Source organism: Amycolatopsis alba DSM 44262 (assembly GCF_000384215.1).
In the GTDB taxonomy this organism is placed as follows: Bacteria; Actinomycetota; Actinomycetes; order Mycobacteriales; family Pseudonocardiaceae; genus Amycolatopsis; species Amycolatopsis alba.
In genome coordinates this window covers 7631649-7656960 of record NZ_KB913032.1, presented here as the reverse complement: position 1 = coordinate 7656960, position 25312 = coordinate 7631649, and the positions used below count along the sequence as shown (strand labels likewise).

14 protein-coding genes are annotated in these 25312 nt (G+C 68.7%); 12 read left to right on the top strand and 2 right to left on the bottom strand.

Features of this window, described 5'->3' with window-relative positions; all coding sequences use genetic code 11:
* The first annotated feature begins 635 nt into the window (after nucleotides 1-635).
* From AMYAL_RS0135690 to AMYAL_RS0135660, 7 genes are all read left to right on the top strand, one after another.
* Nucleotides 636-1145: a hypothetical protein gene (locus AMYAL_RS0135690; protein WP_143267795.1), complete on the top strand. Its 510-nt coding sequence runs from the start codon at nucleotides 636-638 to the stop codon at nucleotides 1143-1145.
* 371 nt (nucleotides 1146-1516) lie between these two features.
* Nucleotides 1517-1651, top strand: coding sequence for an acyl carrier protein (locus tag AMYAL_RS49565; protein WP_020636092.1), 135 nt, complete (start codon nucleotides 1517-1519; stop codon nucleotides 1649-1651).
* A gap of 312 nt (nucleotides 1652-1963) precedes the next feature.
* Complete coding sequence (locus AMYAL_RS0135680; protein WP_020636091.1) at nucleotides 1964-2212, top strand: acyl carrier protein; 249 nt, start codon at nucleotides 1964-1966, stop codon at nucleotides 2210-2212.
* The gene (locus AMYAL_RS46905) at nucleotides 2209-4140 is read left to right on the top strand and encodes an acyl-CoA dehydrogenase family protein (RefSeq protein ID WP_020636090.1); all 1932 of its coding nucleotides are present in this window, start codon (nucleotides 2209-2211) and stop codon (nucleotides 4138-4140) included. Before AMYAL_RS0135680 ends, AMYAL_RS46905 begins: the two co-directional genes overlap by 4 nt.
* A 48-nt stretch (nucleotides 4141-4188) precedes the next feature.
* Nucleotides 4189-5934, top strand: a complete 1746-nt coding sequence (locus tag AMYAL_RS47985) for an alpha/beta fold hydrolase (RefSeq protein ID WP_020636089.1) — start codon at nucleotides 4189-4191, stop codon at nucleotides 5932-5934.
* A gap of 14 nt (nucleotides 5935-5948) precedes the next feature.
* Entirely contained in the window at nucleotides 5949-7325 is a 1377-nt protein-coding gene (locus tag AMYAL_RS0135665) for an acyltransferase domain-containing protein (protein ID WP_167336180.1), read from the top strand.
* Complete coding sequence (locus tag AMYAL_RS0135660; RefSeq protein WP_020636087.1) at nucleotides 7322-11920, top strand: SDR family NAD(P)-dependent oxidoreductase; 4599 nt, start codon at nucleotides 7322-7324, stop codon at nucleotides 11918-11920. Before AMYAL_RS0135665 ends, AMYAL_RS0135660 begins: the two co-directional genes overlap by 4 nt.
* A 28-nt stretch (nucleotides 11921-11948) precedes the next feature.
* On the opposite strand, the gene AMYAL_RS0135655 is transcribed toward AMYAL_RS0135660, so the two are convergent.
* Both AMYAL_RS0135655 and AMYAL_RS0135650 read right to left on the bottom strand, forming a co-directional pair.
* Nucleotides 11949-13001 (bottom strand): LLM class F420-dependent oxidoreductase, encoded by a 1053-nt coding sequence (locus AMYAL_RS0135655; protein WP_026467723.1) that lies wholly within the window; start codon nucleotides 12999-13001, stop codon nucleotides 11949-11951.
* 225 nt (nucleotides 13002-13226) lie between these two features.
* On the bottom strand, nucleotides 13227-14336 hold the full coding sequence (locus AMYAL_RS0135650; protein ID WP_020636085.1) for a Dyp-type peroxidase: 1110 nt from the start codon (nucleotides 14334-14336) through the stop codon (nucleotides 13227-13229).
* A 327-nt stretch (nucleotides 14337-14663) separates the two neighbouring features.
* On the opposite strand from AMYAL_RS0135650, the gene AMYAL_RS0135645 reads away from it, so the two are divergent.
* The 5 genes from AMYAL_RS0135645 (at nucleotide 14664) to AMYAL_RS47980 (ending at nucleotide 25273) form a co-directional block, all read left to right on the top strand.
* On the top strand, nucleotides 14664-15833 hold the full coding sequence (locus AMYAL_RS0135645; protein ID WP_020636084.1) for a right-handed parallel beta-helix repeat-containing protein: 1170 nt from the start codon (nucleotides 14664-14666) through the stop codon (nucleotides 15831-15833).
* A gap of 25 nt (nucleotides 15834-15858) precedes the next feature.
* On the top strand, nucleotides 15859-16635 hold the full coding sequence (locus AMYAL_RS0135640) for a hypothetical protein (protein WP_020636083.1): 777 nt from the start codon (nucleotides 15859-15861) through the stop codon (nucleotides 16633-16635).
* Between the two features lie 332 nt (nucleotides 16636-16967).
* Nucleotides 16968-21251, top strand: a complete 4284-nt coding sequence (locus tag AMYAL_RS0135635) for a SpaA isopeptide-forming pilin-related protein (RefSeq protein WP_167336179.1) — start codon at nucleotides 16968-16970, stop codon at nucleotides 21249-21251.
* Nucleotides 21252-21357: 106 nt separating this feature from the next.
* Nucleotides 21358-22728 carry a lytic murein transglycosylase gene (locus AMYAL_RS0135630; protein WP_039794645.1) on the top strand — a complete coding sequence of 457 codons (1371 nt, stop codon included), beginning with the start codon at nucleotides 21358-21360 and terminating at the stop codon, nucleotides 22726-22728.
* A 1693-nt stretch (nucleotides 22729-24421) separates the two neighbouring features.
* The gene (locus AMYAL_RS47980) at nucleotides 24422-25273 is read left to right on the top strand and encodes a hypothetical protein (RefSeq protein WP_245193234.1); all 852 of its coding nucleotides are present in this window, start codon (nucleotides 24422-24424) and stop codon (nucleotides 25271-25273) included.
* Nucleotides 25274-25312 lie beyond the last annotated feature (39 nt).

The window sequence follows — 25312 nt, the reverse complement described above, 5'->3', positions numbered from 1 at the left end:
ACCGCCGCCCGGCGGAACAGCTGCGAACCGGCGGGGAATCAGTGTCTTGAGTCATCCGGCACTCTCCTGGTCTGGCCGTACAGCACCGCACGAATGCCACGATGCTGCGGCCGTCTACGGATCGGCTCGGACCCGTACCCCGGGACAAACGGACACCCACGCCACCGCGACCAGGCGATACCGCCGACCCTGTCCGCACCGGCAACGGGCCTGGACCGAACTGACGAAGAGGTGCGCACCTCGACTGCGATCTCAGTAAAACACGACCAATCCGCGACAAAACCCGACCGTCGCCGCGAACCACCCCTTCGTGTCCCGCCACCCCCGAACCGCTCCGCACGCCACCGCAACCGAGGGCAGCGGTGGCGCCGATCATCACCTCTCGTCACAACTGGCGGTCAGACCGTGTACCCGTAACACTTGTGACGAGCAGAACGCCAGTTCGACAATCAGGCGAAGAGATACTTGCACCGACCTGGAGCCTGCCCGTTCGCCCGGAGTGACGGTACGAGCACTGCCTGAATGGAGATCTGCTCGACTTCGGCAGGCGAAACTGTTCGTTCGACCCTGCCCTGTGGATGCACCGCCACTACTGCTGTCTCTGCGGCGAGCTAGGAATGCGGTGGGCGGCGTGGTTGGAAGTCGACCTCGCGCTCGCGCACGAACGTCAGGGCAACGGTCAGGTCATGCTGATCCTGACGGCGTGCCCGCCGGCGACTCGGGCCGGCCTGGAACGGATCGTCCTCGACCTGCGCGACCGGCCGATCGCGAACATTCGCTTGTGCTTGCGCGGGGCCGACCCGACCGGAGTGACCGAGCAGATCCCGGTCGACCCGGAACACAGGCGACACAGGATCGGTACTGTCCTTCGCCGCGTTCAACACCTGGAATCACTACGACGGCCGGCGACTACCGCGGGCGGCCTGGGCTCGCTACGGCGAACTTCCGAATGGCTGGATCAGCAGCCCTTCCTTGCTGAGAACGCGTCCGCGGTCGCCGGGCCGATCAACCGCGACACCGTGAAGACCCATTTCGGCGCGGCGGGCCGGACCAGGCCGAACGGCTCCAGCCTGTCGAAGTATTCGCTGGCCACCGATTACGGCGAAATGCCCGAGGGAACGTTGGGCGTCCTGACGGTCGCCTAACGTCGGGCGCCTTTCGTTCATCTGTTCAGTTCGTCTGTGCTGCGCACTGGGTTGCACAGTATGAACCTCGAAGACAGGAGTGCAAAGTTCTGTCCCGCAACACGGAATCCAACGCGTGTTTTTGTGTTATGGAATCGTCGCTCGCTCTCCTGTGGTGGCCGGGTATAGTTATGCGGCGCACAGGGCCACGCTGACAGATCTCGGCGCGGACCGCTGTCGAGCTGTCCGCTCACAGCGCGAGATCAGTGATAAGAAACCTTCGAGCGCTCGGTCACTTGGTGTTGGGAGAAAGGAGTCCGGATGCCGAAAGTGCGCCGAGTCGTTAATTGATGTCTTGGTCGCTGAGTTCGATGCGCAGCCGTGCAAGGTGAGTGACCACGTCACAGTGGAAGCTCGGTTTGGACTCGCTCGATCAAGTGGAACTGAGCGGCCGTCTCGCGGAGTTGCTCGGTGTCCCGCTCGCGGAGGACGAGGCGAGCGGCCTGGCCGCAGGCGGAAAGCTGTGAGTGGGGCACGCTACCGGCTCCAGGACAGCAGTACCCACGACCCTTGTGATCTCACAGATGTCGCCGACGTGCTGACCTCCGCCACCAGAACAGCCAACGCGGTGTCTCCAGCGAGACTGGAAGAAATCCGGACAAGAGGCGGCTTCCTGAGCCGGCGACAGGTCCGCGCGACGGACCAGGTAGGCAGACGGCGCCCACTGCTCGGCCAAACGGGCGGACATGAACGAAACCGCTCGGTCGCGAGCACGCGGCCACACAGGGTGTGCCCCGAAACGACGAGTTCATGACGAATCCGACGGGCGGGAGAGAGGCGTGACATCGAGCTACCACCGCATTTGCGAACTGCTGGTGAGCAACTTCGACCTGCCCAGGTCGGAACTCGACCCGGGTATCACCTTCACGCAACTGGATCTCGACTCTCTCTCGCTGGTCGAGATGACAGTGCTCTTCGAGGACGAGTTCGGCCTCGACATCGATCCGGCGACCGATCTCGATCGGACGCTGGCCGAGGCCGCCGCCGCAGTGGACGAGAACGGCGCTGGAAGGCAGGCGCGGCCGTGACGCCGACGACAGGGGAAGCCGGGATCCGCGTCACCGCGGGGTCGCCCGCGGATCACCGGGCACTGGTCGACGCGATCTACGACCGGTCCTACGACACCGTGCACCGCGCTGTGCAGGAAGCGTTGCGGGACAAGCTGTTCGAGCCCCGGGAGGGGCTTACCCACGCTCAGCGGGCCGGGCTGGCCTACCGGAGGGCAGGGTTTCTCGGTGAGCGGTTCCCGGTGTGGGACGGCCACACACTCGACCACACCAGGATCATGGCGCTGCTGGACTGGTCCGCGGTGGCGGACTGCACCGCCTCCACGATCCTGCTGATCCACTACACCCTGTTCATGTGCACAGTGGCGGCGAACGGGCGTGGTCGTGCCGACCTTGACCCGATCCTGTCGGAGGCTGCCTCGATGCGGTCGACGGGTGTGTTCCTGGCGACCGAGCTCGGTCACGGCAACGACCTGGCGCATCTGGAGACCGAGGCGGTCTACGACCCGGCGACGGACGAGTTCGTGCTCAACACGCCGACGAACGCGGCCCAGAAGTTCATGCCGAACACCGTGCCCGCCGCGACGCCGAAGATCGCGGTCGTGCTCGCCCGGCTGGTGGTGTCGGACGAGGATCACGGGGTGTTCCCGTTTCTGGTCCCGCTCGGGGACCGGAGCGGATCGCGACCTGGTGTGCGGGTGGTCCCGCTGCCGGAGAAGCCCACTTTGTCGCTGGACAACGGCCTGACGGCGTTCGATAACGTGCGAGTGCCACGCGGGCATCTGCTTTCCGGCCGCGCTGGGACGGTGACCGACGACGGCCGCTTCGTCAGTGACGTGCCCGGCAAGTCGACGCGGTTCGCCCTGGCGACCAGCGCGCTGATCGCCGGCCGGGTCGGCATCCCCTCGGGACTGGCGGCGTGCGCCCGCGCCGCGCTGTACATCACCGTGCGCTACAGCCTGCGGCGGACGACCTCCGGTGTCGGCCGCAAGCGCGTGGCGATCATCTCCTACCGCAACCATCAACTGGCGCTGTTCCGCGGGATGGCCGAGACCTACGCTCTGTCGTTCCTGGCCAACCACGCCAAACGGCGGTTCGTGGCCGCACAGGAGGAGCAGGACCCAGAGCTGACGGTTCTTGTCGGTATCACGAAGGCGCTGGTCGGCTGGAGCGCCCGGGATGTGGTCGAGATGTGCCGGGAGCGTTGCGGCGCACCGGGGATGTTCGGGGTGAACCGGATCGCCGAGTACGTCGGCCTGGTCCAGGCGGGTATCCCGGCCGAGGGAGACAACCAGGTGGTCCTCGCGGCAGCGGCGGGCCGGATGCTCGGCAGACCGGGACCCACTCCTGAGGTGCCGGATCCCGCGGGGCGGTCGTTGACCGACTTGCTCTTCTTGCGTGCCGTGCTCGACTTCCGGGCGGACGCGCTGCATGCGGAGACCAGGGCCCGGCTCATGAGGGCGGCGCGCGATTCGGGTTCGGGTTTGGACGCGTGGAACGCGGTCGCCGACGCCGCGCTCGCCGTGGCGACGGCTCGCGGTGTCGCCACCGCTATGGAGCTTTTCGCCGAGGAGATCGACCGTGCTGGGTCGGAGACCGCGAGATCGGGGCTGACCTTGCTGGCGACGATGTTCGGCGTCACCTGGATCGGCAGGGAATCGGGGTGGTTGCTCGCCTCCCACGCGCTCACCGCCGAGCAGGTGCTCGAAGTCCCGGAGGTGGCGAACCGGCTGTGCGCGGAGATCCTGCCGCTGGCGGGGTTGCTGGTAGACGGTTTCGCGGTCACCAACGCGGAACTGCGCGCACCCTTGGCCGAGCCGGACTATCAGGATTTCTACCGGGGTGACGAAGTGGGCGTAGCCGCCCGTGAACGGCTGGGCGTGGCACGGGGGATCCGGGGCAACGGTCACCGCGCGTCGAGTCCATCGCAGGGAGGCCCGCCTGGTTGAGCCGGCCCGCCCGGCACCGGTCCGACGACGCGAAGGGACGACTACAGCGTGAACCACAGCCTCGACGCCCGCGTGCGCAGCCTCAGCCCCGGGGCGACCGGTCCGACGATCGCACTCGTGCACGGCATGGCGGGTACGTGGCGAAGCTGGCTGCCGCTGCGCGAGCGGTTCGACCCGTCATGGCGGGTGTTCGCCTTCGACCTGCCATGGAGGTCGGCGACCGACGTGGGGTGGCGGCGCCTCGGCACGCCCGCGTGGTGGATCGCGCGGGCTGTCGACGAGCTCGGTGTCGAGCCCGACCTCATCGTGGCCCACTCGTTCGGCGCCAACGCCCTGCTCCAACTCCTGGCGACCAGTCCCGACCCGCCGACTGGCGCGGCGGTGCTGCTGGCGCCCGGGCTCCTCGGTGCGCCCGACGGACCGGAATCCGATCAGCGCGAGCGTGTGCGGGACCTGGTGTCCGCGACATTGCGACAGGTGGTCTCGGGGACCGACGGAGCCTCGTCCGGTCTCGAGGACGAACCGCGCGTGATGGGGGACATCCCCTTCGGCGATTTCTGGCGGGACTGTTCGGAACCGATCGTCGAACTCGTCGGGAACGTTCACCGTCTGCCGCTGGCCTCGGTAGGGGTGCCGGTCACCGTTCTGTGCGACCCGGGGGAGTCCGGCGGGGGAGCGCAACGGCTCACCGAAGCGCTCCCGGACGCACACGCGGTGTTCCTCGACCACGCCGGGCACCTGCCGCACTTCAGCCGTACGGACGAGGTCCTCCGGGAGGTCGTGGAACTGGTCGACGGCAGGGCGTGCGAGCGGCCACGGCGGGAGGACCGGTCCGACCCGGACGCGAATGTCACCGTCGACCTGGCGATCGGCAACGCCCATACCTACTTCGAGTCGCTGGTCGACTTGGTCGGCCACGCGGATCTCGGGGAGCAGGCGCTGGTCGGCTGGCACTCGGCGAACGGATTCGCCCCGGAGGTCCTGCGACACGACCATCGTCTGTCGATGCGGGTGGTGTCGTCGTCGTTGGTGATCAAGCGTTTCGTGCGGGCCGGCGAGAACGCCGTGGCGCGGGTCCGGTTCGGAGAACACGGGCGACTCGCAGCACAGGTCGAGGTCACTACTCCGGATGGCCCGGCCCCGGTGTCGCACGCCACCTACGAGGTCGTGCACGTGGGGCTGGATGGCCGGGGCGCGGACCGTGCGCCCGCTGTGCCGGGGATCCCGGTCGCGGAGGTGTCCGCCCTGCGGGATCGTGTGCCCGGCAGCGCCGACATCGTCGTCCCGGAGGGCGGCAGCGCCGAGGACGCACTGGCCGCAGACAGTCCCCGAGCGTTCACCTGGTCCTTGCGCGTGCCGTTATATCTGTGTTCGGAGAAGAAGTGGCTCTCGCACTACGGGCTGGTCGAGATCTGGCGTGACACCGACGACAGGTTCCGGTTCGACCGGGTGGTCCCGGTCGCCGAGGACGCCCGAAAGTCGCTGTACTACCCGATTACTTCGTTGCGCCTGCGGCTCGGCCCGGTCGCGACGGCGGACGAGACACTGTACGTCCGTTACGGCGTGAAGGACGTGTACCGCCGGCGAGCTTACGACGCGCGGATCGAGTACTTCGTGGTGCGCGACGGGGTGCTGGTGCGTGTTGCCGCCGGTCTGGTCACGCACGCGTGCGCGGTGGCCCGGCCCGGCAGGCCGCCGGAAGTGATCGACCTCGGCGACGACGTACTCCGAGCGCTGAAGTGTCATCGACTGGACCGGGGCGGCAAGCCCGCCGTCCCGGCGGAACACCTGTGACTGGAGGGTTCGCCGTGCCTCTCGATGTGGAGACCTCGGTCGGGCTGTTCCCCGGCCAAGGCGGATACCGTCAAGGATTCCTGGCGGCCGAGTACCGGCGGGGTGACGAGCCGGTCCGCGAGACGTTCGACATCGTCGACGAAGCGGCCCAGGATCTGTTGCGCACCAGCGTGATCGACCAGGTGTTCCGACCGGACCCGCCCGACCCCGCGGAGCTGTTCCGGGCGGATGCGGCGATCCTGCAACTGGCCGTGTTCGCGTCTTCGGTGAGCGTCCACCGCATGCTGCGCGCGCGGGGAGCCACGCCGGACGTGCTGGTGGGGCACAGCCTTGGCGAAATCGCCGCGCTGACGTGCGGCGGCGCCCTCGAACTCACCGACGCCGCGCGGATCGTCTGCCACCGGGTGATCGCGGTGGCACAGGACGACGAAGGCGGTGTCGCGGGAGGCATGACGTCACTGTCGTGCACCGTCGACACGGCGGCCGCGATCGTGCGGCTGGCCGGCGACGACCGCGTCGCGGTCGCCGTCGACAACGGGCCTCACCAGTGTGTGGTTTCCGGCCCGACGGCGACATTGGGCACGATCGAGGCGGTCGCCAGCGCCCTCGGCATCAGCGCCGCCCGCCTGTACGCGCCAGTGGCGTTCCACAGTCCGGCGGTGTCCGCCGCGAGCAGCGCGCTCGTCGCCGCGATCCTCGACTACCCGCGCGCCCCGTTCATCTCGCCGGTCTACTCTCCGATCCTCGGCCGGTACTACCGCGACGGGGACGACCTGCCGCGTCTGCTCGGGCTGCACCTGCTCGCCCCGGTGCCCTTCGGCCCGGCCGTCGGCCTGCTGCGCCGTGCGGGGGCGGGGGTCTTCGTGGAAGTCGGTGCCGGCGGCACGCTCACCGGGGCTGTCCGCGCCGCCTTCCCAGAGGTGACGACGTTCGCTTTCGGAGGCGACGCCGTGGAGCGGCAATTAGCGGAGGCGGTCGCGTTCCTCGCGGCACGCCCGGACACGGCCGAGCACACCACATCCGGCCCGACGTCGTCTCCGGAGCACGACGCCGAACCGGCTCTCCCACCCGACGCGCTTCCGGCACCATCCGGGCAGGAGGCGGACGGCGTCACCCATGAGGCGGTCCTCGCCGAGGTACGCGCCATCTACGCGGACGCGATGGAGTACCCCGAGGAGGTCCTCACCCCGGACGCGCACCTCGAAGCCGACCTTGGCGTCGATTCGATGAAGCGCACCGAGTTGCTGGTGCGCGTGTTGGCGCGGTATGGCCTGGAGGACCTTCCCGACGACCTCCAGCCAGCCCGGCACGAGACGCTCGGCGCGGTGAGCGACGCGATCTACGGCATCCTCTCCGCGCGCGCGGACGCGTCCCGAGGAGACGCGCGGTGACCACCGGCGCACGCGTCGACGCCGCCGCCGATGTCGCCGTCGTCGGCATGGGGCTCAAAGTGCCCGGCGCGGACTCCCCGGAGGAGTTCTGGACCCTGCTCGACAAGGGTGCCGAACTCTTCGTCGAGGCACCCGCGCAGCGGTGGCACGCCCCGGACTTCGTCCATGCCGACCCGAACGCCACCGACAAGACCTACCAGGACCGTGCCGGGTACATCGTGTCCGCTCACCCCGATCACGCCGAGGACTACTGCCGGACGTGGTTGCGACACAGTGTCCGGCAGGCACTCGACGGTGTCACCCGGACCAACTCCGACCGCGTGGACCTCTGGCTGGGGCACACCGCCGACAACAGTCTCCACCAGGACGAGGCCAGCGTGCGCAGTTCCGCGCTGGCAGACGGACTCGGTGAGGTGGCGGAGCATTTCGCTCGGGCGCGACAGGCCGGGCGCTACCTCCCGCACCGGATCGTCCGGGACGCGGTGCGCGGGCTGCTGCCCGAGCACCACACCACGCACGTCCTGGACACCGCGTGCTCGTCGTCGCTGTACGCACTGGATCTGGGCGTCCGCAGGCTGCGCTCGGGCGATACCGACTTGGCCCTGTGCGGCGGTATGAGCCTGGTGACCCCCACCAACGTCGTGCTGTTCTCCAAGAACAGGGGCCTGTCGCGGGGAGGTGTGGTCCGCGCGCTCGACGCCGGCGCCGACGGCACCCTGTTCGCCGACGCCGCGGCGGTCCTCGTGCTCAAGCGCCTGGACCGCGCTGTCACCGACGGGGACACCGTGCACGGCGTCATCTCGGGGATCGGGCTGTCGGCCGACGGGCGGGGTACCGCGATCTACGCTCCCTCCGAAACCGCCCAGCGCCGCGCGATCGAGTCCGCGCTGGCCGACGCGGACATCGCGGCCGACGAGGTCGCGTTCGTGGTAGCCCACGCGACCGGGACCCCCGCCGGTGATTCGGTGGAGCTCCGCGCGCTGCGGGAGTCCTACCGACACCCGATCACGGTGGTCTCGAACAAGTCCCTGATCGGCCACACCGGGTGGGCCGCGGGTGCGGTCTCGGTGGTCCACCTGGCGCTGGCGCTGCGCCACGGCCAGATCCCGCCGCAGTACCGTTTCGACGCCCCACCGCTCGATCTGGGGACCATCACCGTCCCGACCACGCCGAGGGCGTGGCCCGCCTCGGCCGACGGACCCGCGCGGACCGGCGCGGTCTGCGGATTCGGGTTCGGCGGTACGAACGCCCACCTCATCCTCCGCGAGCACCGTCCCGGCCGCGGACCGCGACGCGCCTGCCTCGTCGCTCCCGCGACCGCGCGCGACCGCGAGCCGGTCGTCGTGGCCTGGTCCTCGCGGCTGCCGCCGGCGGGAGCCGCGACATTCGGCGACCACTATCCGCAGCCGCCGCTCACTCAGCTGAGGTTGCCCGCCACCACGGTGCGGAGGATGGACCGCACCCAGATCATGCTGGTGGAATGCGTGAACGCGCTGCCGGACGGCGTGCGGGGGGTCTGCGCCGCGCAGCGGGCCCGGGTCGGCGTGGTCATCGGCCACTGCGGACCGACACGCAACGCACAGCTGTACCGCAGCCGGGTCCACCTCGATCAGGTGCGGAGGGCGGTCACCGCGATCGCTCCCCGGTCCGGCCCTGCCTTGGCCGCGCATCAGGAAAGGGTGAGAGGTCTGGTGCCGCACGCCACCGAGGACTCCTTCCCCGGTGAGATGGCGAACATCATCGCGGCGCGCCTGTCGAACTACTTCGACCTGCGTGGTCTCAGCCTCACCGTGGACACCGGGGAAGCGTCGCTGATCGACGCCTTCGCCATCGGCACCCGGTATCTGGCCGAGGGTGTTCTCGACGTCGTGCTGGTCGGGGCGGCGAACGGCAACACCCTCCCGGCCTGGGAGGAACTGCTCAGCCACGAGTCGGAGCCCGTGCGGCCTCGGGAGGGTGCGTTCCTGTTCGCGGTCACCGCCCGGAAGACCGCCGAGGAGAACGGGTTGCCCGTGCTGGCGGTGGTCGAGCCGCCGACGGTGGCCGTGCCCGACGACGGGGCGACGCGGCCCTGCTCGACCTACTGCGGCGCGGAAGGCGGGCCGGAACTGGTCTCCTTCCTGTCGGGCCGCGCCGGAAAGGAAGCCGCACTGCTGGTGCGGCGCGCACCGGACCGGGGGGAACCCGCGAGGACGCTCAGGCTGTCGCGGGACGGCGCACGCGCCACGCCCGCCGTCCGCCGTTACGCGTACACCCTGGGCGTGCCCGTTTGCCCACCACAGAACGGAGACTCTCCGCGAGCGGACGCCCAGTCGCCGCTACCGGATCCCTGTGTCGTGCTCACCAACAACCTCGACGTCCTGACCGGCACCACGCTTCCCGACGGCGTGCGGGTCGTCGACGTGGGTGCCGAGCTCCCGTTCGACCCGCACCGGATCGACCAGGCTCTCAGCGGGCCGCAAGCCCACCATCTGCGGATACTGGTCGATCCGGCGACTTCCCCCTTGCGCGTCGCCCGGCTGCTCGAAGCGGTGTACCTGGCCGCGCGGGGACGCAACGCCGGAAGTGGGTCGTTCGTCGTGGTCGTGCTGGGCGGTGTCGATTCCCGGCGGCGCCCGCACCCGCGTACCGGGGCGTTCACCGGCCTCGCGGCAGGGCTGGCGACGGACACGACCGTTGCGCCCCGGGTCGTCGTCCACGAGGCGACCCGGTTCGACGAGGCACGAGCGGACCTCGAACGGGAACTGCGCGCGGGCGGCCCCGCGCCGGTGACCTTCCACGTCTCCGGCGAACGCCTCGTCGGAGTGCTGGAGGACCGGCCCGTTGTCACCGGCCCGATCCCGCTGACCCGGGATTCCGTCGTCGTCTGCGCGGGCGGCGCACGCGGTATCGGCGCGCTGGCCGTCACCGCGCTCGCCGAGGCGGTCGCACCTCGGATCTTCCTCATCGGTTCCACCCGGCTCGACCCTCAGCGTCCTGCTCTGCCGGGCAAGCTGACCTTCCTGCGCGCCCGAACTTCGGGACCCGACGCGGTGTCACCCAAGAACGCCCTCGCCGAGTACGAGCGCCTGCTCCGGGAGGACGAGGCAGCCTCGACACTGGCAGCGCTCCGGGAATACTGCGGAGCCGACCGGGTCACTTACCTCACGTGCGATCTGCGCGACAGCGCCGCCGTGCACGACACGATCCGCCACGTACTCGATGTGGCTCCGTCGATCGACTTGTTGCTCAACGTCGCGGGCATCAGCCGTCCGGCCTCCCTCGACAACAAGACCTTGGCCGAGTTCAAGGCGGTCCGCGACACCAAACTCGCCGCTCACGCCAACCTGTCCAGTGCGCTGCGGGACAACCGGCCCCGGCTGTGGTGCAACTTCGGGTCGGCAACCGCGCTGGCCCCGGTTCCGGGGGAAGCCGACTACTGTGCGGCGAACGGCTTCCTGCTCACCGCGGCGCTGTCCCAGCGGCACCTGGGAGAATTCTCCATCGCCTGGGGATGGTGGGCAGACAGCGGTTTGGCGGCGGACCCGATCACCCGGTCGCGCCTGGCCGAGCACTTCACCCCGATCACGACTGACGAGGGCGTCCGGGCCTTTCTCGCAGACCTTGCCGACACGCGGCGACCAGAGGTGATCGCCTATCTCGGCGATGCCGAAATCGAGCAGGGGACGCGCTACGGCTCGTTCGCCGCCCAGACCGCGCCAGCGCGAACCCGGCCGCCCGCCTCCTTCTACGTCGACGGGACCGAACGCCCCGATTCGGAGGTCGTGGTCGTCAGCCGGGTGCTCGACCTCGACCGGGACGGCTACCTCGACGGCCACCGGATCGACCGCTACGCGACCATGCCCGGGCTGTTCCAGGTCGAACTCGCCGCCGAAGCGGCGCTACGACTCGTCCCAGGTCGGGTGGCGACTGTCTTCGAGGACCTCGATCTGGTGTCGTTCCTGCGCGTCTATTCCGCTGACCGCCCGCGCCCGGTCCGGGTCACCGCGCGCCTGCGGTCGCACGACCGGTACCAGTCCACAGTGGACGTCCAAGTCGCGGGCGACGTGGTCGGACCTCAAGGCATCGTAGTGGCCGACAAGGTCTACGCCACCGTCGTGGTGACGCTGCACGACCGGCTTCCCGAAGCACCGCTGTGGTCCGGGCCGGACGATCCCGGAACGCCGGAAGCCGAGGCAAGCCGCTCTCACGACTCCGGCTGGACTCTCACGGGCGTCTTCGCCTCCCTCGCAGACCTGCGCCGGACACCGCGCGGGCACCGGGCACGGCTGCGCTTGGCGAAGACGGAACTCGAGCGCTGGTTCACCGACGTCACCACACCGATGGTGACGCTCGACGCACTGGCCCAACTCGGCGTCCTGTCACGCGCAGCCGCCCCGGACGGCACCATCCCCGTGCCGCGGCACGTGCGCAGGATCGAGCTGTACGGACCGGCCAAAGACGTCGACCTGGCTCGAGTGGCCGGGGGGATCGACCTTCACTGCGTGTGCGACAACGACAGGTTCGACCGCGACGAGAGCGTCGCCGTAGCACCCGGCGGCAGGGTCGTCGCCCGGGTCATCGGCCTCACCTCCGTCCGGCCGGGCGAGGGATGACCCGCGCGGCCGCGAGTCCGACGGCACGTCACGCCAGTCCGGCGGACTCGAACGCCTCCGCGGCGGTCCGCATCGCGCGAGCACACCGTGCCACGCCCTGATCGGTTTTCATCACCGCGAGGTTCAACGTGGTCACCCCCGCCTCGGCGAATGCCTGCATCCGCTCCGCGATCCGGCCGGGCGGCCCCAGCAGGGAAGTCGCGTCGACGAACTCCGGCGGCACCAGGGCCATCGCCTCGTCGTGGCGCCCCGCCAAGAAGCGCTCCTGCACCCTGGCAGCCTCGGCGCCGAATCCCATCTCGGCGGCCAGCCTGCCATAGAAGTTCACCCTCCGGTTGCCCATACCGCCGAGGTAGAGCGCGGCGAAGGGGCGCACCGCGTCCACGCATGCCCGGACGTCATCGCCGACGACCAGCGGCGTGGTGGCCGCGACGTCGAACCCTTCGAGCGTCCCGCCGACGCGCGCGCGGCCCGCGAGGATGCGGTCGACCTGCCTGACGACGAACTCCGGAGACGTGAACAAGCCCAGCCAGCCGTCGGCGATCTCCCCGGCCAACTCCAGGCTTCGAGGTCCGATCGCGGCGAGGTAGACCGGGACGCGTTCCCGCACCGAAGGCACGCCCAGCACGAACGGCACGCCCGCGCCGTCGGGCAGCGGCAGGCGATAGTGCGGACCGGCGTGGACGGAGGGGGAGTGGTCCAAAGTCGCCCGCACGACCGCCACATACTCCCTGGTCCGTGCCAGCGGCTGGTCGAAGCCGACCCCGTACCACCCTTCGGAGACCTGTGGACCGGACACACCGAGCCCCAACCGGAATCGCCCCGACGACAACGCGTCCACCGTCGCCGCGGACATCGCCGTCATCACCGGTGCCCGCGCCGGGATCTGCATCACCGCGGTCCCCACGTCCACCCGGCGGGTGCGCGCCGCGATCCAGGACACGACGCTCACCGCGTCCGAGCTGAAGACCTCTGAAACCCACACCGACGAGAACCCGAGATCGTCGGCGACCGTCGCCAAGTCGAGGTACTCCACCCCGTACCCTGTTCGCCAATACCCCAGATTGAGCCCGAGCCGCATGGAATCCCCTGTCCGCCAGGTCAGTCGGAACGAGCGGTCGAAGATACAGGACCGGCCTGATCTCGACGGCGACCTCACGAGATCGAGCGGAAGTCCCGTTTCGGACATCATACGTCTGCACGAGCAGTGGGCCGCGGCGAAGGTAATGCCCGTCCCCATGCGCGTACCACCGTTGCCGCAAGAGGTGTGACGACCACGTCCGGCTCGATGGCGGCGGGGCGCTGATCAGCCGGGCAGGCGCAGGACGGAGCCGTCGCCGGTGCCTGGCAGCATCAGGAACACCGCTGAGCCGGTGTGCCGGATGAAGGCGTTGAGGGCGTCCTGTTCGGCGAGCCGGGTCTGGACCCTGGTGAACAGGGCTGGGTCCTTCATGAAGGCCAGGAACAGCAGTCCGGTCTCGTCGTTTCCCGACGAGTAGGTGAATCCTCGCCGCAGCATCTGGCGGCCGCCGTCGAACCGGGCGTGCGCCCGGCGGCTGTGCGCGTCGACGGGCAGTACGTAGGTGCCGTCGGGGTGTTTGGCGAACAGGTCGATCTCGTCGAATTCGTCGCGCCCGGTCAACGGTGCGCCGGTGTCCCGCCTGCTGCCGATCACCGCTTCCTGCTGGTGCGTCGGCAAGGCGGCGAAACGCTGGACGTCCATCGGGATCCGGCGTACGGCCAGAAAGGTGCCGTGCCGCCACGGGCCGTCCGTGATCCACACGGCGTCGCCGATTTCGGCGGCGGTGCGCGGGTTCCCTGTCCCGTCTTTGAACCCGAACGCGTTGCGCGGCGTCGCCGGTCCCGGCTGGGTGAATCCGGGTAGTCGCCAGCGGGTGGTCAGGACGCCTTGACCCAGCCGGGTGAGTGCCTGTGCGGTCTGCAGCGACACCAGCGGGTCGTTCGAGCAGATCTGGACCGCGAGGTCGCCGCCGCAGAAGTCGGGTTGCAGCCGGTCGCCGGGCAGGGCGGGGATCGGTGCCAGTTCCTTGGGGGCGGTCAGGCCGATCCGGTCGGGCAGTCCCGGTCCTACGCCGATTGTCACGGTCAGCCCCAGGGTGTCCAGGCCTGCCAGTTCCGGTGCGTCCGGGTTGCCTCGTGTCGCGGGCTCGATGGCGTGTGACCAGTCTTCGAGCACCCGGTCGACGCTTCGCCGGTCCGCCCCGCCGGACAGGTCGAGAGCCACGAACAGGAGGCTGCGTGGCGCCGGGTCGAGGATGCCCGCCTGGTGCAGGCCCCGGAAGGAAGGCAGCGTGTGCGGGGGCGTACGCGACTCACCCGAGGAGCAGGCACTTAGACCCAAGCCCGCGGCCGACGCTGTCGCGCCGAGCAGAAAAGCCCGGCGTCCTGTCGTCATCCTGTTCGGTGAAGCCTCTGACATGAAGGAATTTCCTGAAATCGGGCCGGGGATTCGCGCCGGTCGAACATTATCCTGCGGGGGAGCACTTGCCGAATCGAGACCGATGTGGCAGGCCAGTCTTACCCATTCGGGTGTTCGTCTCCCGTTTCACCTCAACTCGAGGACATCGCGGACCGATTCGGGGAATGGGGGCCGAGCATGGCCTCTTTCAGATGCCTTTGTCCGGATTCGTGGCGAGAGCAACGGGAAGTTTTGGTCGACATGGTCAGGTCTGGTCGACGATGGCGACGTCCGGCGGGGATCGTTCTCGCCGCACTTGTCGCGGTGTCGTCCGCGGGGTGCGCCGGCGACGGCACGACGCCCGTCGCGCACTCGAGTCCGGGAGTCATCCGTGTTCCGGAGGATGCCAAGACGATCCAGCAGGGATTGGATGCCGCACAGCCGGGTGACCTGGTCCTGGTCGGGCCGGGGGAGTACCACGAGAGCATCACCATGACCACGCCGCGGGTGGTCCTGCGGGGCGTCGATCGCAACGCCGTCGTCGTGGACGGGGACTTCACGAAGGTCAACGGCATCACCGTCACGGGAGCCCAGTCGGTGGTGGAGAACCTGACAGTGCGACGGTTCCTGGCCAACGGCGTGCTGTTCACCGGCGTGACCGACCGGAAGCTGCAGGGACCCGGTGCCGGGGGCACTCACTACGACCCGCTCGACCCGCAGCGTTTCCCGCCACTGCAAGGTTTTCGCGCCTCCTTCGTGACGGCTTACAACAACGCGTTGTACGGGATCTACTCCTTCGACGCCCGCGACGGGATCATCGAGAACTCCTACGCCTCGGGCCAGGCCGACTCGGGGATCTACGTCGGCCAGTGCCGTCCCTGCAACACTGTCGTGCGCGACAACCTGGTCGAGCACAACGCGGTGGGCATCGAGGTCACCAACGCGTCGGAGAACCTGTGGTTCCTCGGCAATCGCGCGGTCCGCAACCGGGTCGGCGTCACCGTCAACTCCAACGACTTCGAATCCCTGGCGCCGCAGCACGGCGCGGTGCTGGCGGGCAACACCGTCACCGACAACAACGATCCACACAGCCCGGCGCAAGCCGACGGCGGGTTCGGCGTCGGCATCGGGATCGGTGGCGGGAGTGCGAACACCGTGGTCCGCAACCTGGTCAAGGGCAATACGGCGGCGGGGATCATCATCAGCGACGTTCAGGGCTATGCCGCCGACGGCAACACCGTCACCGACAGCCTGGTGACCGGCAACGGCACCGATCTGGTCCTCGCCGCGGCGGGCAAGGCGAACCGGCTCGGCGGCCCGGCAGGCCCGGCACCGGCCGCAGTCACGGCACCGCCGGGTGCCGATTTCCGCGGCTTGCCGCAGCCTCCCGCGCAGCCACGCCTGCCTGGCGGTCCCGATGCCCCGCGGCGGGCGGCGGTGGATCTGCCGGGTCCGGTGGATCCGGGTGCCTACCCGTTGCCCGCCACGCGGTGACATCGCCGATCGGAATGAGGTGCGCATGAACTGGCGGTCTCGACGACTCCGGTGGCTGGCCGGCGCCTTGGTGGCCGTCGCCGTCGTGGGGGGCGGTGTGTGGGCGCTGACGCCGCGTGCGGAACCGGCGCCGCGGCCGGTCACTCTCGACGAAGCCGCGCGGTTGGCGATGGCGCGGTACACCACCTTCCAGAGCAGCCCCGTGCGAGTGCGCGTGCAGGCCCCGATGGCGGGGAACACGGTCGTGGTCGAAGGAGTCGTGGACTACCGCCGGCACCGCGCTGTCGGTTCCTACGAGTTCGCCGGCTCGTCAGCGGGTCTGGTGGCGTGGGACGACAGGGGGCTGGCGGTCGCTCCGGGCAAAAAGGCCGATCCGCTCGTCGCCGCGGGAACCATGCGTCCCACGGAATGGTCGCCACGCTCGTTCACGACCGATCCTCTGGACTCCGCCCTGCGGTTGTCCATGCTCATGGGACAGGATCGGCCGGACAACGCGCAGGTCCTGGCCGAGCAGGGACCTCAGTGGCTGCGTGGTGAAGTGATCGACGGCAAGCCCTACGGGGTGTTCGCCGGTCCTCGGCCGAGGTCGGCGGCCGATTCCGGGCAATCCCCGCTGACCTATTGGATTGACGACATCGGCGGGCTGCGCCGGGTCACCAGGCAGCTGGCGGATCTCGACGGTGCGTTGGTGATCGATTTCCCCGGCGGGCGGGGCAGGTCCCGGCGAATCCCTGGCAATCCAGGTGACGCCGGCCTGGTATCGGGCCGAGCACTAGAGTCCTTTTCGCGTTTTCGGGGATGAAAGGGCCTGTTTTCCGACCCGAAAATCATTCGTTTCAGTCCGGCGCGGACGGTTCTTTCGAAATAGTGTTCGAGCTGACTCGATAGGGTGGGATTGTTCGATAAGAGGCCTGTTCGAATGGCGTGTTGATCTTGCCTGGGGGCATGCTCTTCACGCGTGGCATACGTCCAGGCAGTAGTCAAGCCTGCGGATGCGCCGGCTTTGCCTTGCCGAAGTCAGACCTCTGACCCGACATCGGATGTGATGCGATGACCTACTCCGTCCCTGCGTCGCGAAACACGGGATCGCGCCGAAAACCGCGCGCGCTGTCGTGGCTTCAGCGGCTGGCGATCGTGACTTTGTCCCTCGCGTCGGCCGCCGCGCCGGGGCTGGTCGGCGGGGTCACCGCCGCCCAGGCGGTAGCGGGCCCCAGGGCGGACGGCGACGGAACCGTGACCGTGCGGGTGGTCCGGGCGGTGGACGACTCCGGCAAGTACACCCCCGTGCTCGAGCCGGGGATGTCCGGTGTCACGGTCAACCTGACCGACGACGCGGGCGCCACGATCTCCGGGACGACCGCCGCGGACGGCACGGTCACCCTGTCACCCGCCGGCAGCCCGCTGGCCGGGGGCAAGTATCGCGTCCAGGTGATGAACCCGAAACCGGACCTGTTCTTCTCGGCGTTCGCGGACCGCGCAGGCCTGGACAACGCACCGGGCAACCTGAGCAGCACCGAAGAGTTCGTGGACCTCTCGGGCGGCAAGAACGTCTCCTACACCACAGGATTCTGGAACCCAGGCGACTACTGCCAGAAGAACGCGACGCTGGTCACCGCCTGTATCCGCAACGACGTGACCCCCGAACCCGCGACGTCGCGGACGCTGGTGTCCTTCCCCTACAACGCCAGGGGAGTGAACAATCAGACGACCGACCTCGCCACACACGCCGACACCGGCGCGCTGTACGGGATCGGATACAGCAAACAGAAGAAATGGATCTTCAGTGGCGCCACCGCGCACCGGGGATCGGCCTACGGGCCCTCCGGCGCCGGTGCGATCTACCGCACCGACACCAAGACCAACGCCACGTCGCTGTTCACCACGGTCCCCGGCGCCGGGGGCACGCCACACGACTTCGCCACGGACATGGACCTCGCGTTCGCGCCTCATGTGGCCAAGGAGTCCCTCGGCGACGTCGAGGTCAGCGAGGACGGCAAGGACCTGTACGTGGTCAATCTCGCCGACCGCAAGCTGTACCGGTACGACGCGACACAGCCGACCGCTTCGGCTCCGAAGGCCAGCTACGCCATTCCGGGCCCGGACACCCCGTGCGCGGCCGCCGGTGACTGGCGGCCTTACGGGCTGGGAGTGCAGGACGGCGTCGTCTATGTCGGCGGTGTGTGCTCGGCCGAATCGAGCCAGCAGCGCGCGGACCTGCGCGCGGTCGTGCGTACCTTCGATCCCGCCGCGGAGGCCTTCGGCTCGGTCGTGATGGATCAGAAGCTGGACTACCCCCGCCCCGTCACCTACACCGTGGCCCCGTGCAAGGGCGACGCCTGGTTCCCCTGGTCGGACACGATTCCGCTGAAGCAGGGGAACGTGACCTGCGGCAACACGTACTCGTCCAACCCGGAACCCATGCTCGCCGACGTCGTGGTCGACACCGACGGTTCGCTGATCCTCGGCTTCCGTGACCGCTACGCCGACCAGATCGGGCAGGGCCAGCGCGCGGTCGCCGGCGGCGGCCTGCTCACCCCGTCCGCGGGCGGCGCCCTGAGCCGGGCGTGCCCCGACTCGACCGGCAAGTTCGTGATGGCCGAGAACATGGGGTGCGGCAAGACGACCCGCGGCGCCGGCTTCTACGACCAGCAGCGCACGGGCTTCCACTTCAACGCCCTGTTCTCCGGTATCGCGCTGTCCAAGGTCGAGACCACGATCGCCAGCTCGGCCATCGACCCGATCGGGACCACCTTCACCGGTGGCACGGCTTGGACGAACCGGGACGGCAGCCGTCCCCCGGAGGCCAGGTCGGGCAACCAGTTGAGCAGCAGCTTCGGCAAGGGCGCCTCGATGGCGGACCTGGAGGTGCTGTGCGACGAGGCGCCGCTGCAGATCGGCAACCGGGTCTGGTACGACGTCGACAAGGACGGAATCCAGGATCCCGGCGAACCGCCGGTGCCAGGGGCGACGGTGCGGCTCTACGACGCGACCGGCAAGCTGGTCAGCACCACAGTGACCACCAGCCGCGGCGAGTACTACTTCGACAACACCAACGTCCCCGGCGGCCTCCTGCCCCGCACCCAGTACACGATCAAGGTGGACAAGCCGGAGGACTACGAGCCGGGTGGCCCGCTCCACCAGTGGTACGTGACCAAGAACGACGCCGGCCCGAACCGGTTCATCGACAGTGACGGCGTGGTACCCGCAGGGGGAAGGTTCCCCGAGAAAGCCGTCACGACCGGCGGGCCAGGGGAGAACAACCACACCTACGACTTCGGGTTCAACCAACCCGAAGGCAAAGTCAGCGTGCTGAAGCAGGATCAGGACGGCAAACCCTTGCCGGGCGCGGTGTTCCAGCTGTGGCGAGAGACCAACACCACACCCGGTCTCCAGTCCGATGGCGCGACACCGGACACGAAGGTCGGCTCGGCCTGTACCACGGGGCCGGATGGCTTGTGCGGCGCGACGGTTCCGCTCGGCACGTACTACTGGCAGGAGACCGCGGCACCGGACGGATATCTGCTACCGGACCCGGCGGTCTTCGGTCCCCTCGAGCTGACCGCCGACAACTACGTCGAGGGCGTCAAAGCGACCGCTGTCAACCGGATGATGATGGGTGACGTCAGTGTCCTGAAGCAGGACAAGGACGGCAAACCTTTGCCTGGTGCGGTGTTCCAGCTGTGGCGGAAGACCAACGGTGACGGTGGTGGCCTCAAGATCGACGGCCCGAACCCGGACACGAAGATCGGCGACCCGTGCACCACGGGCGCGGACGGCATCTGCAGCTCGCACCAGCCGCTCGGTGAGTACTTCTGGCAAGAGACCAAAGCACCGGACGGCTATCTGCTGCCGGACCCCGCGGTCTTCGGACCGTTGACGCTCACCAAGGACAACTACACCCAAGGTGTCCGGGTGACAGCGGTCAACACCCTCGCCACCGGCGCGGTGACCGTCCTGAAGCAGGACAAGGACGGCAAGCCGTTGCCTGGTGCGGTGTTCCAGCTGTGGCGGAAGACCAACGGCGACGGCGGCGGCCTGAAGATCGACGGCCCGAACCCGGACACGAAGATCGGCGACCCGTGCACGACTCCGGAGTCGGGCGTGTGCTCGGAGACGGTGCCGGTGGGCACCTACTTCTGGCAGGAGACCAAGGCACCGGACGGCTACCTGCTGCCCGAGCCGGCGATCTTCGGGCCGCTGGAGCTCACGACCGAGAACCACGCGAAGGGCGTCAGCGTCACAGCGGTCAACCAGCCTATGACCGGCGCGGTCAGTGTCCTGAAGCAGGACAAGGACGGGAAGCCGTTGCCTGGCGCGGTGTTCCAGCTGTGGAAGAAGACCAACGGCGATGGTGGTGGCCTGAAGGTCGAGGGCCCGAACCCGGACACGAAGGTCGGCGACCCGTGCACCACGGCCGCGGACGGTGTCTGCACCTCGAACCAACCGCTCGGCACCTACTTCTGGCAGGAGACCAAGGCTCCGGACGGCTACCTGCTGCCGGACCCGGCGATCTTCGGACCGCTCACCCTGACCGCGGAGAACCACACGGAGGGTGTGCGGGTCACCGCTGTCAACACGCTCGCCACCGGCGCGGTGACTGTCCTGAAGCAGGACAAGGACGGGAAGCCGTTGGCCGGTGCGGTGTTCCAGCTGTGGCGGAAGACCAACGGTGACGGTGGCGGACTCAAGGTCGACGGTCCGAACCCGGACACGAAGATCGGCGACCCGTGCACGACACCGGCCAACGGCGTCTGCACCGAGACCGTGCCGCTGGGCACCTACTACTGGCAAGAGACCAAGGCCCCCGAGGGGTACGCACTGGCGGAACCGACGATTCTCGGACCGCTCACGCTCACCAAGGACAACTTCGCCAAGGGCGTCAGCGTCACCGTCGTCAACAATCCGAAGGTCGGCGAGATCCGCCTCCTGAAGAAGAGCGAAGGTGACGGCAAGCCGTTGCCTGGTGCGGTGTTCCAGCTGTGGAAGAAGACCAACGGTGACGGTGGCGGGCTCAAGGTCGACGGCCCGGCTCCGGACACGAAGGTCGGTGACCCGTGCAAGACCGACGCGCAAGGTGTGTGCGACTTCCGCAATCTGCAGTTGGGTGACTACTACCTCCAGGAGGTGTCCGCACCTGCCGGGTACCTTCTGCCCGCCGAAGCGATCAGCGGTCCGCACACGCTGACCGACGCCAACTCCGGCAAGGCACTGGAAGTGACCCGGCTGAACCAGAAGACACCGCCGCCACCTCCTCCGACACCTCCGGTGACGCCGCCGGCACCGCACCCTCCGGTGAAGCCGCTGGCCAACACCGGGTTGCCCATGTCGGTGTACGGCCTCGCCGGAGTGTGCCTGTGGTTCCTGAGCGGAGGCGCGCTGATGCTGCTCGTCGCCCGCCGCCGCCGACGACGCACCTGACCGGCCGAGTGTGTTCTCCCCGCCTGCCCTGGCGGGGAGAACACACTCGCTCACCGCGCCAAAGGTTTCACCAGCACGGCTTCCTAGCGAAACGGAGAGATCGGCAATGACAAGCACACGGTCGCGAACCGCTGGCAAGTACCGGCAGCGAACGGCAGGCGCCTGCGCGGTGGCCGCGGTGCTCATCGCCGGCGCTGTCACCTCAGGCCCGCCCAGCCGGATCGACCACGTCGACAACAGCGCCGCCCCCAGCCACCCGCTGGGAGCCGACCGGGTACCGGTCGTTCCGGAACCCGACCTCGCCACGCAACCGCCGCCTGCCGGGATGCCCGACCCCGTCGCACCCCGGATCCAGCTGGTCGCGGCCCACCAATCCGGTTCCTCCGCGCCTTCGACCGTGTCGGCGACAGGTATCCCCGACACCGCGCTGGCCGCCTACACCAACGCCGCCTCGCTGATGGCCCGCCGCGACCCGTCCTGCGGGCTGCCGTGGTCGATGCTGGCCGGCATCGGGCGAGTCGAGTCCAACCACGGCCGGTTCGGCGGCGCGACGCTGGGGGCCGACGGGTATCCCAGCCCACCCATCCGCGGTATACCCCTGGACGGCAGGCCCGGCGTCGCACTGATCCGGGCCACCGACGGCGGCAAGTGGACCGGTGACCCGGTGTACGAACGGGCAGTCGGGCCCATGCAGTTCCTTCCCTCGACCTGGCGGGCAGCCGGCGCCGACGGCAACGGTGACGGGACAGCGAACCCGAACAACATCCACGACGCCGCCCTGGCCGCGGCAGGCTACCTGTGCGCCGGTGGCGGCGACTTGCGCACCGATGCCGGGGCCCGCGCCGCGGTGTTCCGCTACAACCACTCCGCCTCCTACGTCGCGACCGTGCTGTCGCTCGCCCACGGCTATGAACACGGCATCGCCGCTCAACTGCCGTCGAACCCCGTCGGCACGGTGTCCGAGCCCGATCGAGTCCAGGACCTGCCTCCGGCGTCGATGACCGCCGTCGATCCGCAACCCGCCGCCGCAGCGGTCGCGGTGCCGTCCGCGGGAGATTCCGCGCGACCGCACGCCGCACCCGCACAGCCCGTGACACGACCGGCCGGGGACACGCCGCTGGCGGAAGCCACCGCACCCCTGACAGCGGCCTCACCGGCACCAGCGGCTGACACACCCCTTCCCCTGGACATCAAGGACACTGTTCACGCGGCGATCTGCGAGATGGCCGCCAAACTTCCAGGGAACGCCCAGAAAGCTGTCAAACGTGCCACGGCCATAGTGCTTCGCCGCCACGGGATGAAACCGATGGAGCCGGCGGCCATTCCGGCCTGCCAGGGCGTCACCCAACCGTCGAACGCACTTCCGGACGCTGAGGCCGCCCCCTCGGACCTGCCTGAAAGTTCTTCGGCAAAGCGGAAACCCGCCGACGTGCCGAAGAAGAAGGAGAAGCGGTGCACCAGCCGCCGCGAGTGCTGAACGAGTCTTGGGGATGAACACCGGAGCTGGATTGTCCTGATCGGCGACGCTCACTGTCGCCTCGACGACGGCAGTGAGCGGGCCAGGGCCGGTGGGCAGTGCCCCAGCCGATCACTCGAAGCGCCCGCGCGCCATCCCAGGTACAGCCGAGCCGCTGGAAGCGGGAACGCGGTGATCGGCTGGATGCTGAACGGCCGTCGTCACGTTCGGGTTGGTCTCTCGGTCGGTGCGGGTAGGCAGTGATGCGCAGAGTCGTCAGCGCGCTGTATGCCGTACGTGATGTAGGTGGCGAAATGGTCACCGGATGTGGCGGCGACGAACGTGATTCATTCGGTTCTGTGCAAATCCGTGGAATGGCCTGCAGGTTTCATCGACGATCGTCCCGAAAGCACCCGGCAAGTGCGCCGTAGGGACCGCGCACGCGATCTCACGATTGCGGTCACGCGACGACTAATGCCGACCGGGCTCCTCCGGCGCTGATCTCGCGACGGCATCTGGGGCGGCGGCGGAGATGAAACGGAGCTGGTCGGACCACCAAGCGAGTCAAGGGCTCCCGGCATGGCACCACTTGTGCCGTGCCGCAAATGGTGGGCTTCGTGAGCAAGCCTTGAGCGAGGGAGGCGACGACCGGGCATCGCGTTGCCGAACGCCGACATCAGGCTGGACGCACACGGACGGGTGCCAGCGAACCACCGGTAGCGGAAACCGTACCGGCAGAAGCGGGTCCCACTGCGGCGGCGGCACACTCGCAGGTGGTTCATTTTCGTGTGTGGATCGGCCTTGCGAGAGCTCGGTGTCATGCAAACCGTGTAATCGGGACAAAGTTATTCCTGTCATCAGTCATCATTTGCCGGATGAGCTGGTATTGCCATCCGGGTCGGCTGAGTCCGCGAGCCGGTTAATGGCCTCCGTCACTGCGAGTGTCGCGTGTACCTGGGCGACTGCGTTCAGGTTCTTGCTGACGGCTTCAGCGACCGTTCTTCATACTGCTCGGATTCGTTCTGAATGTTGTTCATGTTAATCAATCTCCTGTGGCAGGGCCTGTTCCTTGTTTCTCTCATTTTCCCCGACGGACGCAATGGTGAACCTTGCTCTGTGTGAACATCATCCACCTGTTGTGTCGGCTCGACTCCGGATGGCCGCACTGGCAAGGCTGCACCTGTAGCGGTGAAGCCTCGCCGCTACAGGTGCAGCCTTGCCTGGCCATGTGCCGCTGCTGATGTCGATGGCGGGTGAAGCGCGCACGGGTGGTAGGCACGGACGGGTCAATTCCTCGAGAGAAGCCTCGGCGATATGTACGCGGATTTCTTGGCGCGACGTCACAAAAGAGTGGTGTTCCGGCCGGTGTGTTGTGGCAACAGCTCACCGCTTGTCATAGTCGTCCCGCTGGATGAACAACGTGGTCCGTTCGAGAATCGGAGTCCTTGTGGTCGGCAGATCTTTGGAACGCGTGTCTTTTCAGTGTGACGGGATCGCGGCGGGCGAGGTGGTTGTGGCAGGCAGGTTCGACCATCCTCGCCGAGGAATAGTGGATTGCCCCGCAGCGTCACTTCTCGCCGAGATTTTCCGGGAACATGGTTTCCGGGTTCGTATCGCGGACCTGCACACTACGGCGGCGGAAATCGGCAACGGTGAGTCCGTCGTGTGCACGATGTCGTATTTGGACCACGATGGTGGGCCGGTGGGGTTGGGTGTGGCGACCCGAACCCCGGCGGAGCCCGCGGCCGCGCTCGGCCGGGACCTGATCGAGCGCTGGTCGTCGGTCGTGCGCACCCGGCGCGTTCTGGTCGCGGTGTCCGAGACCGACGTCGACGACGGGTGGACGGTGGCATCGGTGGCGGCCGCGGTGCGGGCGTTCGCCCAGCGAGGTGACACCGTGCTGGTGATCGGCTCGCCGGGATCCGCGGCATCGGTGATCTCCTGTGCCGGCCAGGCCACGGTGCGGGTGATCGCACCGGGGCGGACCTGGCCGTTGACTGGCATCGATCCCGATCGGGTCTCGTACGTGGTGGCGCCGGGGACGCCGATCGAGGACGCTGCCGAGGTGGTGAAGCTTCTGCGCCACCGGTTTCCGCGGCTGCGGGGGCCGCATCCCCGCGAATTCTGCTACGCGGCGTCGGACCGGCGGGAGACGGTGCGATCCGTGGCCGCGGCCGGCAACGTGGTGCTGGTCTGCGATCCCGAGGGCGAGCAGGCCGGTGACGAGCTGCTCGGCTGGGCTGGTGAGAGGGCCTGTCCGGCGCATCGGGTCAGTCGGCTCTCGGATCTGCGTTCCGAGTGGCTGGGCGGCGCGGCGACGGTCGGCGTCGCCGTGGCGAGTCCGGCCGGGATGCCGTTGGCCGGAGAACTGGTGACCATGTTGTCAGGTCTCGGGCCGCTCGCGGCCGTGCGCAGGAGAGTCGTCACCGAACCTTTCCCGCATGCCAGGACAGCGCTGCATCATGTCGATGACGGCGTCATGGCAAGCCGGGACAGAATGGGGCACGCCGCTCTCGTACGGCACGGTTCGGTGGCCTTGTGCGTGACTGACCGCGCGAGGGCGTAGGCGTGGGTTAAGGCGGAGTCCTGGCCGGTCGTCGCAGGC

Excerpts from the sequence above, each read along its gene's own strand:
- AMYAL_RS0135650 (WP_020636085.1), bottom strand. The coding sequence starts at position 14,336 with ATGACGACAGGACGCCGGGCTTTTCTGCTCGGCGCGACAGCGTCGGCC.
- AMYAL_RS0135640 (WP_020636083.1), top strand. The coding sequence starts at position 15,859 with ATGAACTGGCGGTCTCGACGACTCCGGTGGCTGGCCGGCGCCTTGGTG.
- AMYAL_RS0135630 (WP_039794645.1), top strand. The coding sequence starts at position 21,358 with ATGACAAGCACACGGTCGCGAACCGCTGGCAAGTACCGGCAGCGAACG.
- AMYAL_RS0135655 (WP_026467723.1), bottom strand. The coding sequence starts at position 13,001 with ATGCGGCTCGGGCTCAATCTGGGGTATTGGCGAACAGGGTACGGGGTG.